The sequence below is a fragment of the Streptomyces kaniharaensis genome (assembly GCF_009569385.1).
Taxonomy (GTDB): domain Bacteria; phylum Actinomycetota; class Actinomycetes; order Streptomycetales; family Streptomycetaceae; genus Kitasatospora; species Kitasatospora kaniharaensis.
In genome coordinates, this window is the sequence record NZ_WBOF01000002.1 from 387,928 (window position 1) to 404,491 (window position 16,564).

A 16,564-nucleotide genomic window follows, 5' to 3' on the forward strand; every position below is an offset into this window, starting at 1 on the left:
GTCACTGCGCCCAGAGGCTCACGCCGTGCCGCTCGCCCGCGTGGTACGCCTCGTGGATCTGGCCGAGGGCGGTGGTCGCGTTCTGGGCCTGGAGCACCATGTCGGCGGCTGCGGCGTCCCACTTGAGCTTCGCCGCGTCGTAGGTGCCGCGGGCGTCGCTGCTCCACTCGCTCAGGTGCTGCTTGGTGCCGTCGTCCAGCTGGCTCAGGGTCTCCTGGAGCCTGTTGCTGATCGCGGCCATCTCACCGACGACGTACTCAACCTGGTTCATGTTGACGACGTACGTGCTCATGCGTGACTCCTCTGGTGTGCGGGGCGGCGGGTAAGGCGGGGCGGGGCCGGTCAGAAGCCGGGCAGCGGGTTGGCCATCCCCCTGCCGAGCTGGGCGGCCACGTCCGTGGTGGCCTGGTGGGTGGTCCCGTAGGTACCGGTGTTGGCCTGGAGCTTCTCCAGCATCAGACCGAGCTGTTGGCGGACGGTGCCGAAGTCCTGGAGCCAGGTGCTCATCGCGCTGAGGAAGGTCGCCGAGGCGTCCCCGGTCCAGCTCGACTGGAGCGCCTCGATCTGGCCGGCCATCTGGGTGTAGGTGCGGTTCACCTCGTCCACCGCGGTCTGGAAGCTGCCCTGGGCACCGAGCATCCCCTCGATGTTGACGGAGGTCGTCTGATTGGCCATCGGCCGGTCCCTTCGGTCCTGGTGCCCCTGTACCGCCCGGCTCGCGGGTCGTCCGCGGCGGGGCGGCGGGGTGGGGAATGTCCCGGTCTGTCATGCTGGTCCGCTCCGGGCCGGCCGGGAAGCGGATCGCGGCCGCGCTGCCCCGCCGACCCCCGATCGCTGCCCCGGCCGACCGTCTCACGACCCCGCCGGCACCGCGGCCGCCGGTTCGTGGACGGCGGGAGCCGGTACGTCCGGCCGGCCGACGACCGCCCCGCCCGCCCCTCCCGGCGGCGGCACGTCCGACGGGAGCACGGTGCGGGACCCGGCGCTCCCGGCGATCCGGCGCGCCAGCAGGTGGGCTCCGCGGGCGCCGTGCGCCGGGTCCTGCCCGGCCAGCACCGCACGGGCCTCCGGCGCGACGACCAGGCCCAGCGCCGCCAGCCGTCGCTCCGTCAGCTCGGCCAACTCCGGTCCGCTGTAAGCGGGGAGGCGCAGGTACTCGGCGAACCCGCCCGCCAGATCGGTGCGCGCGACCAGCAGGTCCATCAGGTACGGCGCCCGCCCGGAGAGCACCAGGACGGCGCCGTGGGCGTCCCGTCCGGCCGCCTCGGCCGCCAACGCGTCCACCACCGCCGCCTGTTCGGCGGCGGGACGGCGCTCGAAGAGCGGATCCGCCTCGACCAGCAGCACCCCTCCGGCGGCCTCCCGGAAGGCGTCGGCCAGCCGGGCGCGCGGCTGCTCCGCCCACCGGGCCGGGACGGCGGACAGCGGCAGCCGCTCCAGCGTGCCCAGCGGCACGAGGCCGGCCCCGGCCAACGAGCGGGCATAGGCGGTGGCAAGGGCGCGCCGACCACTGCCGGGCGGTCCCTCCAGCACGACGTCCGCCAGGCCGGCGGCGCCCTGGTCGCGCTCGACGAGAACGTCGAGCCGGGCGGCCAGCGCCTGCCGGACGGTGGTGAGGCCGGTGAGCCCGGCCAGGTGGCACGAGGCCGCGGCCGCCCGTGACGGCAGGGGCGCGGCAGGGGCGGCGGCCGGCGCCGGCGGCGTCTCCCCGGCCGGCCGGTCCCGCCGTTCGGCCTCGCCGGGCAGGGCGGTGAGGTCGGCGGCGGTCAGGCGGCTGAGTTCGCCGTCGTCCGCGGGCGGCCGGACGGCCAGCCGGGACGCCTGGTTGCTGATCATCGTCTCGAAGACCTGGCGCGCGACCCGGCCGTTGCCGAACGTCGGCCCCTTGGGGACGTCCTCGAAGTGGCGGGTCAGCGCCGCCCCCGCGTCCCCGGTCAGTTCGTAGCAGTGCTTGGCGCACAGGCCCCGGACGATGGTGACCAGTTCCGCCGGCTCGTAGTTGGGGAACTCCACCGTGCGCGAGAACCGGGAGGCCATGCCGGGGTTGGAGGCCAGGAACTGGTCCATCTGCTCGGAGTAGCCCGCGACGATGACGACGATCTCGTCGCGGTGGTCCTCCATCAGCTTCATCAGGGTCTCGACGGCCTCCTGTCCGAAGTCCGGTCCGGTGCCCCGGGACTGGTTGGTCAGGGTGTACGCCTCGTCGACGAAGAGCACCCCGCCGAGCGCCTTGGTGAAGACCTCCGTGGTCTTGATGGCGGTGCCGCCGATGATCTGGGCGACCAGGTCGGCGCGGGCCACCTCGACGATGTGGCCCTGGCCGAGGATGCCCAGTTCGGCGAGGACGGCGCCGTAGAGCCGGGCCACCGTGGTCTTGCCGGTGCCGGGCGGGCCCGCGAACACCAGGTGGCGGCTCATCGGGGGCATCGGCAGGCCCATCTCCTGCCGCCGCTGGGTCATCCGGTTGAGGTTGATCAGGCCGGTGACCTCGCGCTTGACGCTCTCCAGGCCGACCAGCGCGTCCAGTTCGGCCAGCGGCCCGGTGCCGGGGAGGCCCGGGACGGCGCCGGTGCCGTCGGCCGGCCGCGCGCCGTCCGCCCCCGCGCCGCGCTCCGGACGGGCGGCGGTCCCGTTGTCCCGGACGTCGCTGTCGTGCACCAGCGCCGAGCCGTCCGGGCCTGCCGACCTGACCCCGTCGCCCGCGTTGTCGACGACCGTGCAGTTGCCGAGGTCGGCGCGGGCCCCGGCCCGCACGTCGACGCCGTGGCCACGCGCACCGCTGATCCGGCAGCCCACGGCGGTGAACGAGCCGCCCTCCAGGACTTGTACGCCGTCGGCCCCGGATCCGGTGAACTCGCTGTCGTGGGCGTCCAGTTCGCCCTGCTCACCGACAACCGCGGGGCAGCCGTCCAGCGTCGAACCGGACAGCCTGACGCTCGCGCCGTCCAGCACGCCGAGGCCCCGACCGCCGCCGGTCGTGCCCAGCCTGACGCCGGTGAGGCGTCCGCTGGTGGACCGGCCGGCCAGGTCCACCGCGTGGCCGCCGGCGAGAGTGATCTCCGCCTCCCGCAGGGCCAGTTCGGCCCCTCCGTCGGCCCGGACGCCGTCGCCGGCCGTCCCGCTGACGGTGAGCCGGTCCAGCTCGGCGGCGGCACCGTCAGCGAGCCGGACGGCCGTGGTGGCGGCGTCCCGCACGGTCAGCCGGTCCGCCACGGCGACGCTGCCGGCGCCGGTCACCCGCAGGCCCACCGGTGCCCCGGTGATCCGGACGTCCTCCAGCACCGGCCGGGCGCCCCCGGTGACCTCCACCCCGGTGTCGGCCGCACCGTCGACCGTGCAGCCGCGCAGCACCGGCGCCGCCCCGCCCGCGACGTGCACCGCCTGGCCGGCCGACCCTTCGAAGGCGCAGCCGGCGAGGACGGTCTCGCCCCGGCTGGTCAGGTAGGCGTCCACCGCGGCGCTGCCGGACACGGTGACCCGGCGCAGCTCGGCCCGGGCCTCCTGTTCGACGGCGACGCCCGGTTTGGCGCTGCCGGTGATGCGGGTGGCCTCGATGACGACCGTGCCGCTGCCGTTGACGCAGACACCGTTGCCCCGGGGACGGACCAGTCGGCAGTCCCGCACCTCCAGGCGTCCGCGCTCGGCGACCACGACGGCCGAGGAGCCGGCGTCGGCCACCTCGGTGTCCTCCAGCACGCTGGCGCCGGTGGAGGTGACCACCACGCCCGCGCCGTGCGGGTTGTCGACCCGGCACCCGCGCGCGGCGAGGGTGGCGTCCTGCCGGACCAGCACGGCGGCCCACGCCTCGCCGCGGATCCGGCAGCCGTCCAGCGCGGACTGCCCGCGGCGCAGGTCCAGCACCGGGGCCTGCCGGTCGGTGCCGGAGAGCACCAGGCCGGAGAGCCCGACCGCCTCGGCGTCCACCACGACCGTGCTGCCGGCGACGGCGTGCACCTCGACGGTCCCGCCGTCGCCGGCGCCTCCGACGTCCCCGGCGGCCACGGTGACCGCGCGGGTGATGACGAGCGCCTCCTCGTACCGGCCCGGGGCGACGGTGATCAGCGCCCCCTCGGGGGCCTCGGCGAGGGCGGCGGAGATCGAGCGGTGGGCGCCCGGGCGGACCGGGGAGACCAACAGCACCTGTCTGCTCACGGGCGGGCTCCTTCCGAAGGGGTGGTGGGGACCAGGCCGGGCGGGTCGGCGCCCTCGGCGTCGTCGTCGGTCCCGGCACCGGCGAGCGCGGGCAGGATCCGTTCCAGGCCGGCCAGGGCCAGCGCGTCGAGCTTCGCCGGGCGCAGCTGCACCCGGCCGTCGGCGGTGATCTCGGACGGGGACAGCTCGCGCAGCAGCACGGTGCGCCCGTCCACCCGCAGCACCTTGAAGCCGGTGCCGGGCAGGAACAGCACCCGGTCGGGCACGGACGGGTCCAGCAGGGCGGTCCGACGGGCCGTCATCGACCAGACCAGCACATCGGTCCCGTCCGACGGGCCCGGGTGCAACGTGGTGCGGGCGTGGCAGAAGGCCCACTCGGTGAGCAGCTCCCCCTCGCGGTAGAGCGCCCGCTCCGACGCGTCCAGCCGGGTACGGAGCAGCGCCGGCCCGCGGTACGAGGGCAGCCGGCCCAGCCCCGCCGCCACGCAGCGGGCCATCGGCACGTGCGGGCCCGGGACCGCGCTCCGGACGGCGGCGTCGGCCCGGCGGCCGTCGCCCGAGAGGTAGAGCCGGACGGCGACCAGCTCGGTCAGCGCCGCCGACCCCCCGGCCCGGCCCTCCCCGCGCAGCCCCGGGGACTCCGACATCACCCGGGACACCGAGCCGGCCATCGCGTTGAACTGCTCGCTGAACGTACGACGCACCCAGTCCCGCTCCTGGTCGATCCCGCGCTCCGACGGCACCGCACAGGCGGCAACCGTCGGCGTCGGCTGGATCCGCACCCGGGCGGGCGCGGGGGTCGGGGGCGGAGTCGGCTCGGGCGGCGCGGGCACCGGGTGGCGCGACGGCTCCGGCGCGGGGTCGGGCACCGGGCGGGCCGCCGCCGGCGCGGGCACGGGCCCGCCGGACTCCAGCCGGAACCGCGGTGCCGGCGCCGGGGCCGGGTTGCGGTTCGGGTTCGGGTCCGGGTTCGAGGGGTCCGGTGCCGGAAGGGTCACGGCAGGCTCGGCGACGGCCGCGTCCGGACCGACGCCGTCCGAGCCTCCCGGACCGCCGGCGGCCGCATCCTCGCCACGGGGCTCGGGCCCGGCCTGTGCAGGGGCGCCGGGGCTCCGGCGAGCGGCCTCGTGGCGCGCCGGCTCCGTGGCCGTTCCGCCGCCGCGAAGGCTCTCCGGCGAGCCCGGCTCCGGAAGGGACGCGCTCTGACGAGCGGTCTCCGGACCAGCCGCCCCGGGAAGGGGAACCTGGGGGTGAGGGGCTTGCGAGCCGTTCGGCCCGGGAACGGTCGCGCCGGCACGCACCGGCGCGGCGCCGGCCGGCGCCGGGATGGCCGGCAGCCGCGTCGTCCCGGGAGCGACCGGAGCCGGAGCCGCGGGGGCGCGGACCACGGTCTGGTGCGCGTCGGCCGTCCGGGGAACGGCGGCCCTGGCTTCGCACCCGGCCGCACCGACCGCCTCGATCGCCCCGCCCGATGGCCGGCCAGGATCCGCCCCCGGAGACCCGGCAGCACCTCCCGGTGCCGGCACCGGTGGCGCGGAGCGCGTGCCGCCCCCCGGGAGGTGCACCAGCTCCGCCGGGCGGCCCGGCCCGGTCGGTGCCGGGCCCGCGGCGACGAGGACGCCCCCGGCGTCACCGACCGCGGCCGGGAGGGCGGCGTACCGGACGACCGGGTGGCCGAGTGCGTCGGCGAGGGCCTGCCCGGGATCGGCGGTGGCGGGGGTGTCCAGGGTGCCGTGCAGGACGAAGCGGACCGCCGGCCGGGCGCTGGGCAGCACCGCGCCCCAGAAATTCGCCACCTCGTCGAGGGTGACCGCCGGGGCGCCGGGGCTGCCGAGCACGACGAGCAGCAGTTCCGGGTCGGCCGGTACGGCCTCGACCAGGTGCCGCCGCTCGGCGTCCGCGGGTTCCTCCCGGGTGCTGCGCAGCCAGACCCCGGCGGGCAGCGGCTCGGCGACCGCGTGCGGACCGGCCGGCCAGGGGCGGACGGGGGTGGAGAACTCCCAGGACGGCTTGGGGAACCGCTGTCCGTCCCGCTCGGCCGCCCGGCCCGGGCGGTACCGCAGCCACCCGTCGCCGTGGTGCGCGGGTACGAAGAGTCCGCCGGTGACGGTGGGCGTGACCTCGCCGTCGGGCGCAATCACCTCCCGGTCGAGCCGTTCGGCGATCCGCGCGGCCGCCTGCCCGACCTCGGTGCGGTCGCCGCGGCCGAAGACCAGCCGCAGGCTGCCGTAGCGGGCGGGCGCGAGCAGCCGGGCAACCGCCGTCCACTCGCGCTCGGCGGCGCCGGCGGGCAGGTCGACCACGACCAGGATGTGCCGTTCGTCGCGGGCGAGGCCGCGGGCGAAGGCGACGGCCCGGCCGTCCGGGCCGCCCTTGGGGTGGATGAGCAGGGCGCCGCCGTCTCCGGCGCGCAGGCGCAGTCGCACGGTCCGTTCCCCCTTCACCGGCGCGCCGCGGCGCGGCCGAGGGCGGGGCCCTCGGGCAGCAGCGCGAGGACGTCGGCGGGAAGGGTCAGGACGCGACGCGCGTCGCCGAGGCCGAGCGCGCGGAGGGCGTCGCCGTCGGTGACCCGGTACCGGGCGCCCTGCTCGGTGACGAGGTACGGAGGGCCGCCGACCGGCCCGGTGGCGAGCACCCCGGTGCCGGGCGGCAGGACGACGGGGCGGGCGAGGACCGGGGCGAGGACGAGACGGACCGTGCCGCCGGGCCCGGTCCGCAGGCAGAGCGCGCCGGCGTCGGGGGCGGGGAGGCCGGTGACGGCGGGGAGTCGGTTGAGTGCGCCGCGGTCGGCCGAGAGCGGGGCCGTGGCGAGGTCGGCGGCGGTGACGGTCCGTGGGGCGGGAGCGCCGGGCAGGGCTGCGAGCAGGGCGTACTCGGTCGGGCCGACCGGGGCGAGGCCGTCGGCGCGCTGGACGTAGTGGTGGGCGTCGGCGCCGGGGCCGGTGCTGAACAGCTGGCCGGTGACGGTGCTCTGGCCGGCGACGGTGCCGGCCGGGGCCCCGGCGCCGGGCGGCGCGCTCGCCGCGAGGGGCGCTCCGGTGGGCACGGCGGCGAGCCAGTCGGCCGGGACGGCGACGGCGGGCCGGTCGTCCAGGCCGAGCGCGATCAGGGCGGAGTCCGCGGGGACGGCGTACTTGGTGTCGCCCACCAGCAGGTGGCGGGCGCCGTCCGGGCCGGCGACCAGCGCTGCCCGGCCGGCGGGCAGGCCGGGCAGCACGTCGGCGGCCGGCCCGAAGACCAGCGTCTGGCCCACCGGGACGGCACCCCCGGCCGCACCTCCCCCTGCGCCTTGGCCGCCTCCCCCGGCGGCTGACCCGGCCGGTGCTCCGCCGCCCGCCGCACCCGGCGCCGGAGCGCCGGTGACGTCCGTGCGCAGGCACCGCGCCCAGGCACCGTCGAGCAGCCCGGCGGCGGCCGGAACGGCGTCGGGGGCGTCCGGGATGCCGACCGGGACGCCGCGCGGGGTGCCCGCCAGCACCTCGGCCGGGACCGTCTCGGGCGCGGCCGGGCCGCCGGCGATCAGCAGCGCCGAGGCCTGGTTGCGGGCCGGGCGGAGTTCGCCGCCCAGGTAGACGTAGCGGTTGCCGGTCTCCTTCTCCACGACGACGGCGCCGTCCTTGCGCCATGCGGTGCTCGCCGGCGGGGCGAGCAGGCCGGCGACGGCGAAGCCGCCGCAGAGCAGGACGGCGACGCCGGCGCCGAGGACGGTGCCGAGCGCGGACCGGCGGGTGGGGCTGTCGCCCTGGCCGGGGTCACCCCCGACGAGGGCGGAGGCCAGTCGGCCCATCGCGAACTGGTAGGACTGCACGTGGTCGCGTCGTGTCTGCACGGTCGCCCCTAGCCGGCCAGGGCCCGCAGCCGGGCGTAGACACCGATCACCTGGAGCACCAGCGGCAGCAGGGCGATCGCGGTGACGGTCTCGGCGAGGTCGCCGAGGTGGCCCCAGATCGGGAGCAGCCGGGCCCGCGGCAGCCGCCAGGCGGCGGCGGGCAGCAGCGCGGCGGCGGCGAGCAGCACCGCGATCGCGGCGGCCTGCCCGGCGGGGCCGGCGGGCGCGACCCGGAGGACGAGCACCAGCGCCGCCGCGTAGGCGCCGCACAGCAGCGCGGGGACGCGCTGAAGGGTGCCTTCCGTGCCACGGGCGCGCAGCAGCTGGGCGGCCCCCAGGGTGAGCGGCAGCAGCCACCCGGCCCAGGAGGGGTCGAGGACGACCAGCAGGGTGACGGCGGCGGCCTGGACCAGGGCGGAGGCCGCGGCGATGGTGTCCAGGAAGGCGGTGGCCAGGGTGACCCGGCGGCCCAGCCGTTCGCCGGGTTCGGGCTCGATGTCGCACTGGAGTTCGTCGGCGTCGCGCGGCAGGTGCGGCACGCGCAGCCGGGCCGCCCGCAGCGCGAGCCGCGGCGCCAGGTGGCCGAGCACGAAGAGCGCGACCGCCAGGACGGCGGCGGCCTGGACCGCGCCGGCCCAGCCGGCCCGGACGGCGATCGCACCGCAGGCCGCGGCGACGCCGGTGACCAGAGCCGTGCCGGGGACGGCCAGCGGCAGCGCGCCGATCCCGAGCAGCAGCGCGGCGAGCGCCACGACGCCGCCGGCGGCGGCCAGCACCGCGGTGGCGCCCGGAAGGTGGCCGCCGGCGGGGGCCCGCAGGGTCAACCCGGCGAGCGCGACGAACCAGAGCGCGCCGACGCCGGTGAGCAGCACGCTGCCCCGGTCGGCGCGCATCCGGGCCGTCACGGCGCAGGCGGTGGTGAGGCCGGCGGCGGCGGCCGCGCAGCGCGCCGCGGTGGCCGGACCCGCGCCGGCGCCGAGCAGGGCGGCGGCGAGTGCGGCCAGGGCCCCGCCGGCGAGCACCAGGGCGAGGGCGCGGGTGAGGCCGGGCCGCCACCGGCCGGGGCCCCGGCCGACGCGGTCGGCGACGCCGTCGGCGAGGTCGTCGAAGTGTGGGACGGGCAACGGCGCCCCGGCGGGGCGCAGGTGGAGGACGTCGCCGTGACGGAGACCGGCCGTGGCTGGGGTGGCCCCGGGGTCGAGGGGCTCGTCGCCGAGGCGCTGGAGGACCCATCGGCCGTCGGCGCGGTCGGGCCCGGCGGGCAGGGCGCGGAGCAGCACCGGCAGCAGGGCGGAGACGGTGGTGGTGACGGGGACGGCGAGGTCGGCGCGGCCGGCCGGGCCGTCGACGGTGAGCCGGCAGACCTCGGTGGCCTCGACCGGGGGCGGTGCGGTGGTCATCGTGCTCCAGTCGGGGCGGGGCCAGCGGGGACGAGGCCGGTCTGGACGAGCGTGACGGTGCGCCGGGTGACGAGCTGGGCGCGTCCGGCGGGCAGGGTGCGGGGCTTGGCCTCGCCGAGGAACTTGCCCTCCTCCTTGGGGTAGGAGAGCAGCAGCGCGGGGTTGCCGAGCTCCCACATCCGGCGCAGCAGCGGGTCCATGACGGCCCGCATGGCGCCGGAGGTGCTGCGGGCGACGACGACGTGCAGCCCGATGTGCCCGCCCTGGGCGAGCAGCGGCACCAGCGGGGCGGTCGGGGCGGCCGTTCCGGGGGCGCCGGTGAGCAGGTCGTAGTCGTCGACGAGGACGAACAGGCGGGGCCCCTGCCACCAGTCGCGCCGGGCCAGTTGTGCGGGGGTGACGTCGGTGCCGGGCACCCGGTTGCCGACGGAGGCGACGGCGCTCTCGGCAAGCCGGGTGAGGCCGTCGGCGTCGACGGCGAGGCCGACCCGGTACGCCTCGGGCACGTCGTCGAGCAGCCCGCGGCCGGGGTCGGCCAGCAGGATGCGGGCCTCTTCGGGGCGGTAGCGGGCGGTGACGGCCCGGATCGCCAGCCGCAGCGCGTTGGTTTTGCCGGTCTCCCCGTCACCGAAGACGGCCAGGTGCGGGGTGGTGCCGAAGTCGTGCCAGGCCGGGGCGAGGCGCTGCTCGTCCCAGCCGAGGCAGAACCGCAGCTCGGGGGTGTCGTCCGGGCCCGGGAGGCGGTGGGCGTCCAGGCGGGTGGGCAGCAGGCGGACGCCGGGGGCGGCGGCGCCGGTCGCGAAGGCGTCGATCTCGGCGACCGCGGCCTTGGTGGCGGCGGTGAGGTCCTCGGTGCGGGCGGAGCTGTCGGTCCTGGGCAGCGCGGCGAGGAAGTGGTGTCCGCCGGCGGTGAGCCCGTGGCCGGGGCGGTGCGGCACGGCGGCGGCCGCCTTGGTGCCGACCTCGGACTCCATGGCGTCTCCGAGGCGCAGTTCGAGTTTGGTGCCGAGCAGGTCGCGCAGCCGGGCGCGGAGTTCGGACCAGCGGACCGCCGAGGCGACCACGTGGATGCCGAAGGAGAGGCCGCGGGCGGCGAGGTCCATGACCCGCTGCTCCAGCTCCTCGTAGTCCTGGCGGAGCGTGGCCCAGCCGTCGACGACCAGGAAGACGTCGCCGTACGGGTCGTCGGGGAGCGGGTCGCCGGACGTGCCGCCGCCCCCGCCGCGGGCGCGCAGCGCGCGGTAGGCGGCCATCGACTCCAGGCCGCGCGAGGTGAACAGCTGCTCGCGGTGCTCCAGCAGCTGGTGGAGTTCCGCGACGGTCCGCAGGACGCGGTCGCGCTCCAGGCGCGTGGCGACGGAGCCGACGTGCGGGAGTCCGGCGGTGGAGACCAGGCCGCCGCCGCCGAAGTCGAGGCAGTAGAACTGGACCTCCGCCGGGGTGTGGGTCAGGGCGAGGGCGAGGATCAGGGTGCGCAGCAGCGTGGACTTGCCGGTCTGCGGGGCGCCGACCACGCCGATGTGGCCGTCGGCGCCGGACAGGTCGGCGACCAGCAGGTCGCGCAGCTGCTCGAAGGGGCGGTCCACCGTGCCGAGCGGGACCTTCAGCGCGCCGCGCAGTCCGGGGTCGGGGGTGCCGAGGCCGCGGTCCGGGTCCGGTACGAGGCCGGGCAGCAGCTGGTCCAGGCTGGGCGGGGCGGCCAGCGGGGGCAGCCAGACCTGGCGGGCGGGCGGTCCGCCGTTCTCCAGCCGGGCGATCAGGACCTCGGAGAGGCTCTCGGCGGTCTCCCCGGCGGCGGGCTCGGCGGTCCGTCGCCGCAGCGCCTGTTCGGCGAGGGAGAGCAGCGCGGCCTCCTCCTCGGCGCGGGCGGAGGCGAGCGGCCCCTGCTGGTCGAGGCCGAAGGCGGTGACCTCCCGGGCGGGCGCGGTGCGGGCCTGCTGGTCGGGGTGCGGCGGCGCCGGCGCGGGGCCGGAGACGTAGGCGGCCTTGAAGCGCACGAGGTTGGTGGTGTCCACCTTGAGGTAGCCGTTGCCGGGGGCGGGAGGGAGTTCGTACGCGCTGGCGGTGCCGATGACGCTGCGCGACTCCATGGCGGAGAAGGTGCGCAGCGCGATCCGGTAGGACAGGTGGCCCTCGACCCGGTGGATCCGGGACTCGTCCAGGCGCTGCGAGGCGAGCAGCAGGTGGACGCCGAGGCTGCGGCCGAGCCGGCCGACGGAGACGAAGAGGTCGATGAACTCGGGCTTACTGGCGAGGAGTTCGGAGAACTCGTCGACGACGATGAGCAGCGCGGGCAGCGGGGCCAGGGTGGCCCCGGCGGCACGCGCCTTCTCGTACTCGTAGAGCGACGGGTGGCCGGCCTCGCGGAGCAGTTCCTGACGCCGGATCATCTCGCCGCTGATGGCGTCCCGCATCCGGTCGACGAGGTGGATCTCGTCGGCGAGGTTGGTGATGACGGCGGAGGTGTGCGGCAGCCGGTCGAGGCCCAGGAAGGTGGCGCCGCCCTTGAAGTCCACCAGCACCAGGTTGAGGAGCTCGGACGAGTGGGTGGCGGCCAGGCCGACGACCAGGGTGCGCAGCAGCTCGCTCTTGCCGGAGCCGGTGGCGCCGATCAGCAGTCCGTGCGGTCCCATGCCGCCCTGCGCCGACTCCTTGAGGTCCAGTTCGACGACCTCGCCGTCCTCGGTGAGGCCGATCGGCACCTTGAGGCGGGCGTCCTGGGCCTGGCGGGGGCGCCAGCGGGCGGCGACGTCGAAGCCGCGGACGTCGCGGATGCCGAGCAGGGCTGCCAGGTCGAGGTCGGACTCCAGGGGACGGTCCCGCAGGTCGGCGCCGCCGCCCGTGCGCAGCGGTGCGAGCGCCCGTGCCAGGGTGTCGGCCTCGGCGGGGCCGAGCCGGTCGGCGCGGGCGGTGACGGTCTCCGGTCCGGCGGGGAACTCGACCCGGCCGTCGCGGGCGGTCAGCCGGAGCACCCGGGGGCCGCCGGGGACGGTGCCGGTGAGGTCGAGGAGGACGACGCCGCGCAGGCCGGCGCCGAGCAGGCGGGAGGTCTCGGGGAGGCGGACGCCCTGGGCGACGACCACCGTGAACGGCTCGGCCACGCTCGGGGTGGAGCCGGTGTCGTGGTCCGGGCGGTCGCGGACGGCAGGGCCGAGGAGGTCCAGCAGCGCGTCGTGGTCGGCGGCGGCGAGCCGGACGGGGCCGGCGGCGTCCTCCTCCTGCGGGTGGGCGTTGTGCGGCAGCCACTTCAGCCAGTCCCAGTCCCGCCGGCCGGCGTCGTCGGCGAGCACGGCGACGCGCAGCTCGTCGGGCGAGTGGAGGACTGCGAGCTGGGCGACCATCGCGCGGGCCAGGGCGAGCGCGTCCGCGTGCTCGCCGGCGAACTCGACGGCGGTGAAGCGTTGCAGGGAGACCGGGACGGGCAGGTGCGGCACTGTCTGGTGGGCGCGGGTGAAGCGGCGCAGCGAGATCGCGCAGAGCGGTTCGAGGTCCTCGACCGGCTTGGTCCTGGGGGGCAGGAACTCCAGGGCGGCGCGGCGCGTGCCGGTGCCGATCCGGACCCGGGCGAAGTCCTGGTCGCCGGGCCGACGCTCCCAGAGCCGGGGGCCCGGCACCAGGGTCCACAGGTCGGCCGGGTCGGGGTTGTCCCAGAGCAGGGCGGCGCGCTGCTGTTCGGCGGCCTGCCGGGCCTGCCGGCGCTTCTGGGCCAGGTAGCGAAGGTAGTCGCGGCGCTCGGCGCGGACCCGGCGGCGGCGTTCGGCACCGGGGCGGCCGATCTGGACCAGGGTCATGCTGACCATGGCGACGCCCATCATCCCGGACATCGTGTACATCGCCGGCCCACCGTTGCCGACGGAGAACATCAGCACCATCGCCCCGGCGCCGAGGCCCATCGGCAGGTACGTCAGCACGGAGCCGAAGTCCGCGGTGGCGGGCTCGCCGAGCACCGGCGGCTCGGCCAGTTCGACCTGTTCCTCCGGCGGGCGGGGGCCCTCGGCGCGTGGTGGGCGCTTGACGACCACGGTGCTCACGTCCGGTTCTCTCCCGTCTCTCCCGTGCCCCGGGCTGCGGAGCCGGGCGGTTCGCTGTGCGTCGGCAGCCTAGGGAGATGCGGCGGGCCCGCCCTGCCGTCACGGCCCTTCGCTGTCCCGGCGGACCAGGAAGCGTGTCCGGTGGGGCAACCGGACGGCGGGCGGGGCCGCGGTGTCCGGTGGGGATCTGCACCTTGAGGCAACGAATCCCGTGCGAAGGGTCCACGTCCGCGCCAGGGGCGGGGCGGGCGGCCGGTCGGGGCGGTTGACTGGCGGCGGCCTCGCCGTCCGTGTGCGCCGGCCGTGCCCGTGCGAGTCGCCCGGGCACCGGTCAGCGGCCGGGCCGGTCGTTCCTCCCCCGTGCGCCCGATCGACCGCCGCGGCACGGACGTGCGGGGCCGACGAAGAGTGGAAGCAGAGACATATGGATCGCGTGACGCCGTCCACCGACCCGCCGGGCGGGTCCGCCGAACTCCCGCCCGGTGGCGCCCCGTCGGCCGGGAGCGGCCCGGGCGGGGCACTCTGGGACCGCGCCCTGCCGTGGGAAGCCGCCGCCGGAGCCGGTTCCGGCCCCGCGCCGGCGAAAGCCCCGGCCGGTCCGGCGGCCGGCGAGCCGGATGCCGGGGAACCCGAGCCCGGGGAACCCGAGGCCGGCACTGCCCGGCCGGAGCGCACCGGCGGCGAGCCCGCCCGGCCGGAGCGCACCCCCGCCGGGGAGCCCGGCACCGGAACCGCCGGTACCGGGCCCGTCACCGCACGGAAGGAGCGGAAGCCCCACGCGGAGTCCGCGCAACGCGCCGGCGCCGAGGAGGAACAGCCGGAGCGGAGCGCCCGGATCGCCGGGGTGCTGGTCGCCGCCGGAGTGCTGGTCGCCCTCGCCGTGACGGCCGTGTCAGTCACCGCCGGTCCCAGAGGCGAGGAGCACCCGGCGAACGGAGTGCTGCCGACCGGTCCGGTCCTTACCGCACCCCGCGTCCCGGGGACCCAGGGCAGCGTCCCGGCCACGGCGGACGCTTCCCCCGGGAGCACCACCACCGCGACCACCGCGGCCTCGCCGTCCGCCACCGGGCCGGTGGACGGCCCGCTGGAGGCCGGACCGTTGCCCGGGACCGCCCCGGCGACGCCTGCGGGCAACCCCGCCGCCGCGCCCGGCGCCCCGGCCGCGCCCCAGCCGGCAAGCGGACCGGCCGCCCCGCCGAAGGCCCAGCAGCCCGGCGCCCCGGCCGCGAACCCGGCCCAGCCGGCCGCTCCGGCGGGCAGCCGGCCTCAGGCGGCGGCCCAGCCCGCGGCACCGGCACCGGCCGCGGCACAGCCCGCGCCGCCGACACCGGCGCCCGCCCCGGCCCCGAGCGGCCGGATGGTCGCCGGCTACGAGTCCGACCGGTGCGTCGAGGTGTCGGCGCGCGCCGCCGTGGACGGCTCCCCGCTGCGGTTGTGGGACTGCACCGGCGGCGCGGCGCAGACCTGGGACTTCCGGCCGGACGGCACCGTCCGCGCGATGGGGATGTGCCTGGACGTCGCCGGCGCCTCGGCCGACGACGGCACGGTGATCCAGCTGGCGCGCTGCAACGGCGGCTGGGCCCAGCAGTTCGGCCTCAACCCCGCGCACGACCTGGTCAACACCCACCTGGGCAAGTGCGTCGACGCCCGGGACCACGGCTCCGGGAACGGCACGGGGCTCCAGTTGTGGGAGTGCACGGGCACGTCGAACCAGAAGTGGTACCTGCGCTGACCGTCCGTCCGGGCCGCCCCACCGGGCGGCGGGGCGGCCCGGACCGTTCGGGGTGCATCCGGCGGTCCGGGCCAGGGGCGCGCCCGACCGGCTCAGAACACGCCCGACCGGATCGCGTGCACCACAGCGTGGGTCCGGTTGCGGAAGCCGAACCGGGTCATCATGCCGCTGACGATGTTCTTGATGGTCCGTTCGGAGTAGCTCAGCTCCCGGGCGATGTCGGCGGTGTCGAGGCCGTCGGCCAGCAGCCGCAGCACGGCGACCTCGCGGGTCTCCAGGCCGGCCGCGGTCAGGCCGCGCGGGCCCAGCACGTCGCGCTGGACCGAGCGGAAGCCGTCCACCAGCCAGCCCTGGACGGCCGGGGGCAGGTCGGTGCCGCCGACGGCCACCCGGCGGACCGCCTCCAGCACCCTGTCGAAGTCGCATTGCTGGCGCCAGAGCACGCTGCGCAGGCCGAGCTCGACCGCGCGCAGCACCTGGTGCTCGCGGATGCTCTCGGTGACCAGGACGACGCCGAGGCCGGGGTTGTCGGACCGGGCCGCGAACTCCTCCAGCCGGGTCATGGTCTCCTCGGTGACCCCGGTGGTGAGCAGCAGCGCGACGTCCGCGAGCGGGAACTCGTCGTCCTGCAGCAGCCGAAGGCCAGGGTGGCGGCGCAGCCCGAGGCTCGTCCCCTCGCCGGTGATCGGGTCGCTCGCGAGCACCGCGACGGCGATCGTCCGGATCACGCCGACGTCCCTCGGGGCGCTCGGGCCGCGGCGGGCGGGGGCCGGGACCGCGACCGGCTCGGGGGCGGTCGGGGTCCTCGGGGTCGTAATGGTGTTCATGGGGTTCGGGCTCGCCTGTCCTCGACGGTTCGGAGATCGATGACGCTAGGCGGGCCCTCTTGGTGGGAACTTGCAAGTGGGTTGCAGGGCGCGCCGCGCACCGCCCGGGGATGGGGACACCCGGACGGTGCGCGGCGCGGTGCACCGGTGACCGGGGGTTCACCGGCGGTCCTCAGGTGCGACCGTGGCGGCGGGTCACCAGCGGTAGTAGCCCGCCGACCAGGCGTTCCCGGTGGTCGAGACGCCGGTGCCGGTCGCGTCGTCGAAGGAGAAGGAGCCGATGACGGCGCCGTTGGCCTGGTGGAGGACGACGATGTCCTTGCTCTGGCCGCTAACGCCGATCGTGGCGCAGGTGCCCGGGTCCACGATCCTGGTGGCGAAGTGCCGGTCGGGGAACTCCGCGTAGGAGGAGTAGTAGCCGTCGGAGCAGAGGGTGAACTGCCCCGGCGTCGCGGCCTGGGCCGCACCGGCCGGGGCGAGGGCGGTCGCGAGGGCGGCGGCGCCCAGGGCGGCGGCAGTGGCGAGGCGGCGCGGGATCGTTCCGTTCGGGCTCATCAAGGTCTCCCGGAGGGGTCGTCGGATCATCTGACCCC

At 77.3% G+C, this 16,564-nt stretch carries 10 protein-coding genes; 1 reads left to right on the forward strand and 9 read right to left on the reverse strand.

All coding sequences use genetic code 11. From position 1 onward, the window contains the following. Position 1: 1 nt before the first annotated feature. The 7 genes from F7Q99_RS29315 to eccCa form a co-directional block, all read right to left on the reverse strand. Positions 2-292, reverse strand: a complete 291-nt coding sequence (locus tag F7Q99_RS29315) for a WXG100 family type VII secretion target (protein ID WP_153466951.1) — start codon at positions 290-292, stop codon at positions 2-4. A 50-nt stretch (positions 293-342) separates the two neighbouring features. Further along, entirely contained in the window at positions 343-675 is a 333-nt protein-coding gene (locus F7Q99_RS29320) for a WXG100 family type VII secretion target (RefSeq protein ID WP_153466952.1), read from the reverse strand. A gap of 177 nt (positions 676-852) precedes the next feature. Beyond that, a complete protein-coding gene (locus tag F7Q99_RS29325; protein WP_195911300.1) occupies positions 853-4,152 on the reverse strand; it encodes a right-handed parallel beta-helix repeat-containing protein in 3,300 nt (1,099 codons plus the stop codon). Then, positions 4,149-6,578, reverse strand: a complete 2,430-nt coding sequence (locus tag F7Q99_RS40555; protein WP_195911301.1) for a hypothetical protein — start codon at positions 6,576-6,578, stop codon at positions 4,149-4,151. The genes F7Q99_RS29325 and F7Q99_RS40555 overlap by 4 nt, the downstream gene beginning before the upstream one ends. Before the next feature lie 14 nt (positions 6,579-6,592). After that, positions 6,593-7,981, reverse strand: coding sequence for a type VII secretion protein EccB (locus F7Q99_RS29330; RefSeq protein ID WP_326847312.1), 1,389 nt, complete (start codon positions 7,979-7,981; stop codon positions 6,593-6,595). 8 nt (positions 7,982-7,989) lie between these two features. Further along, positions 7,990-9,381, reverse strand: coding sequence for a type VII secretion integral membrane protein EccD (eccD, locus tag F7Q99_RS29335; RefSeq protein WP_153466954.1), 1,392 nt, complete (start codon positions 9,379-9,381; stop codon positions 7,990-7,992). After that, positions 9,378-13,412: a type VII secretion protein EccCa gene (eccCa, locus tag F7Q99_RS29340; RefSeq protein ID WP_326847313.1), complete on the reverse strand. Its 4,035-nt coding sequence runs from the start codon at positions 13,410-13,412 to the stop codon at positions 9,378-9,380. Before eccCa ends, eccD begins: the two co-directional genes overlap by 4 nt. Before the next feature lie 424 nt (positions 13,413-13,836). Here eccCa and F7Q99_RS29345 point away from each other — a divergent pair, with 424 nt between their 5' ends. Beyond that, positions 13,837-15,144: an RICIN domain-containing protein gene (locus F7Q99_RS29345; RefSeq protein WP_153466955.1), complete on the forward strand. Its 1,308-nt coding sequence runs from the start codon at positions 13,837-13,839 to the stop codon at positions 15,142-15,144. Between the two features lie 92 nt (positions 15,145-15,236). Here the strand turns inward: F7Q99_RS29345 and F7Q99_RS29350 are convergent, their stop codons facing one another. Both F7Q99_RS29350 and F7Q99_RS29355 read right to left on the reverse strand, forming a co-directional pair. Further along, positions 15,237-15,971, reverse strand: coding sequence for a response regulator transcription factor (locus F7Q99_RS29350; protein WP_153466956.1), 735 nt, complete (start codon positions 15,969-15,971; stop codon positions 15,237-15,239). A gap of 195 nt (positions 15,972-16,166) precedes the next feature. Beyond that, positions 16,167-16,526 (reverse strand): hypothetical protein, encoded by a 360-nt coding sequence (locus F7Q99_RS29355; protein ID WP_153466957.1) that lies wholly within the window; start codon positions 16,524-16,526, stop codon positions 16,167-16,169. Positions 16,527-16,564: the final 38 nt, after the last annotated feature.

What these genes read in the sequence shown, in the direction of transcription:
- F7Q99_RS29315 (WP_153466951.1), bottom strand. Translation starts at nt 292, where the DNA reads ATGAGCACGTACGTCGTCAACATGAACCAGGTTGAGTACGTCGTCGGT.
- F7Q99_RS29320 (WP_153466952.1), bottom strand. Translation starts at nt 675, where the DNA reads ATGGCCAATCAGACGACCTCCGTCAACATCGAGGGGATGCTCGGTGCC.
- eccD (WP_153466954.1), bottom strand. Translation starts at nt 9,381, where the DNA reads ATGACCACCGCACCGCCCCCGGTCGAGGCCACCGAGGTCTGCCGGCTC.
- F7Q99_RS29345 (WP_153466955.1), top strand. Translation starts at nt 13,837, where the DNA reads ATGGATCGCGTGACGCCGTCCACCGACCCGCCGGGCGGGTCCGCCGAA.
- F7Q99_RS29350 (WP_153466956.1), bottom strand. Translation starts at nt 15,971, where the DNA reads ATGAACACCATTACGACCCCGAGGACCCCGACCGCCCCCGAGCCGGTC.
- F7Q99_RS29355 (WP_153466957.1), bottom strand. Translation starts at nt 16,526, where the DNA reads ATGAGCCCGAACGGAACGATCCCGCGCCGCCTCGCCACTGCCGCCGCC.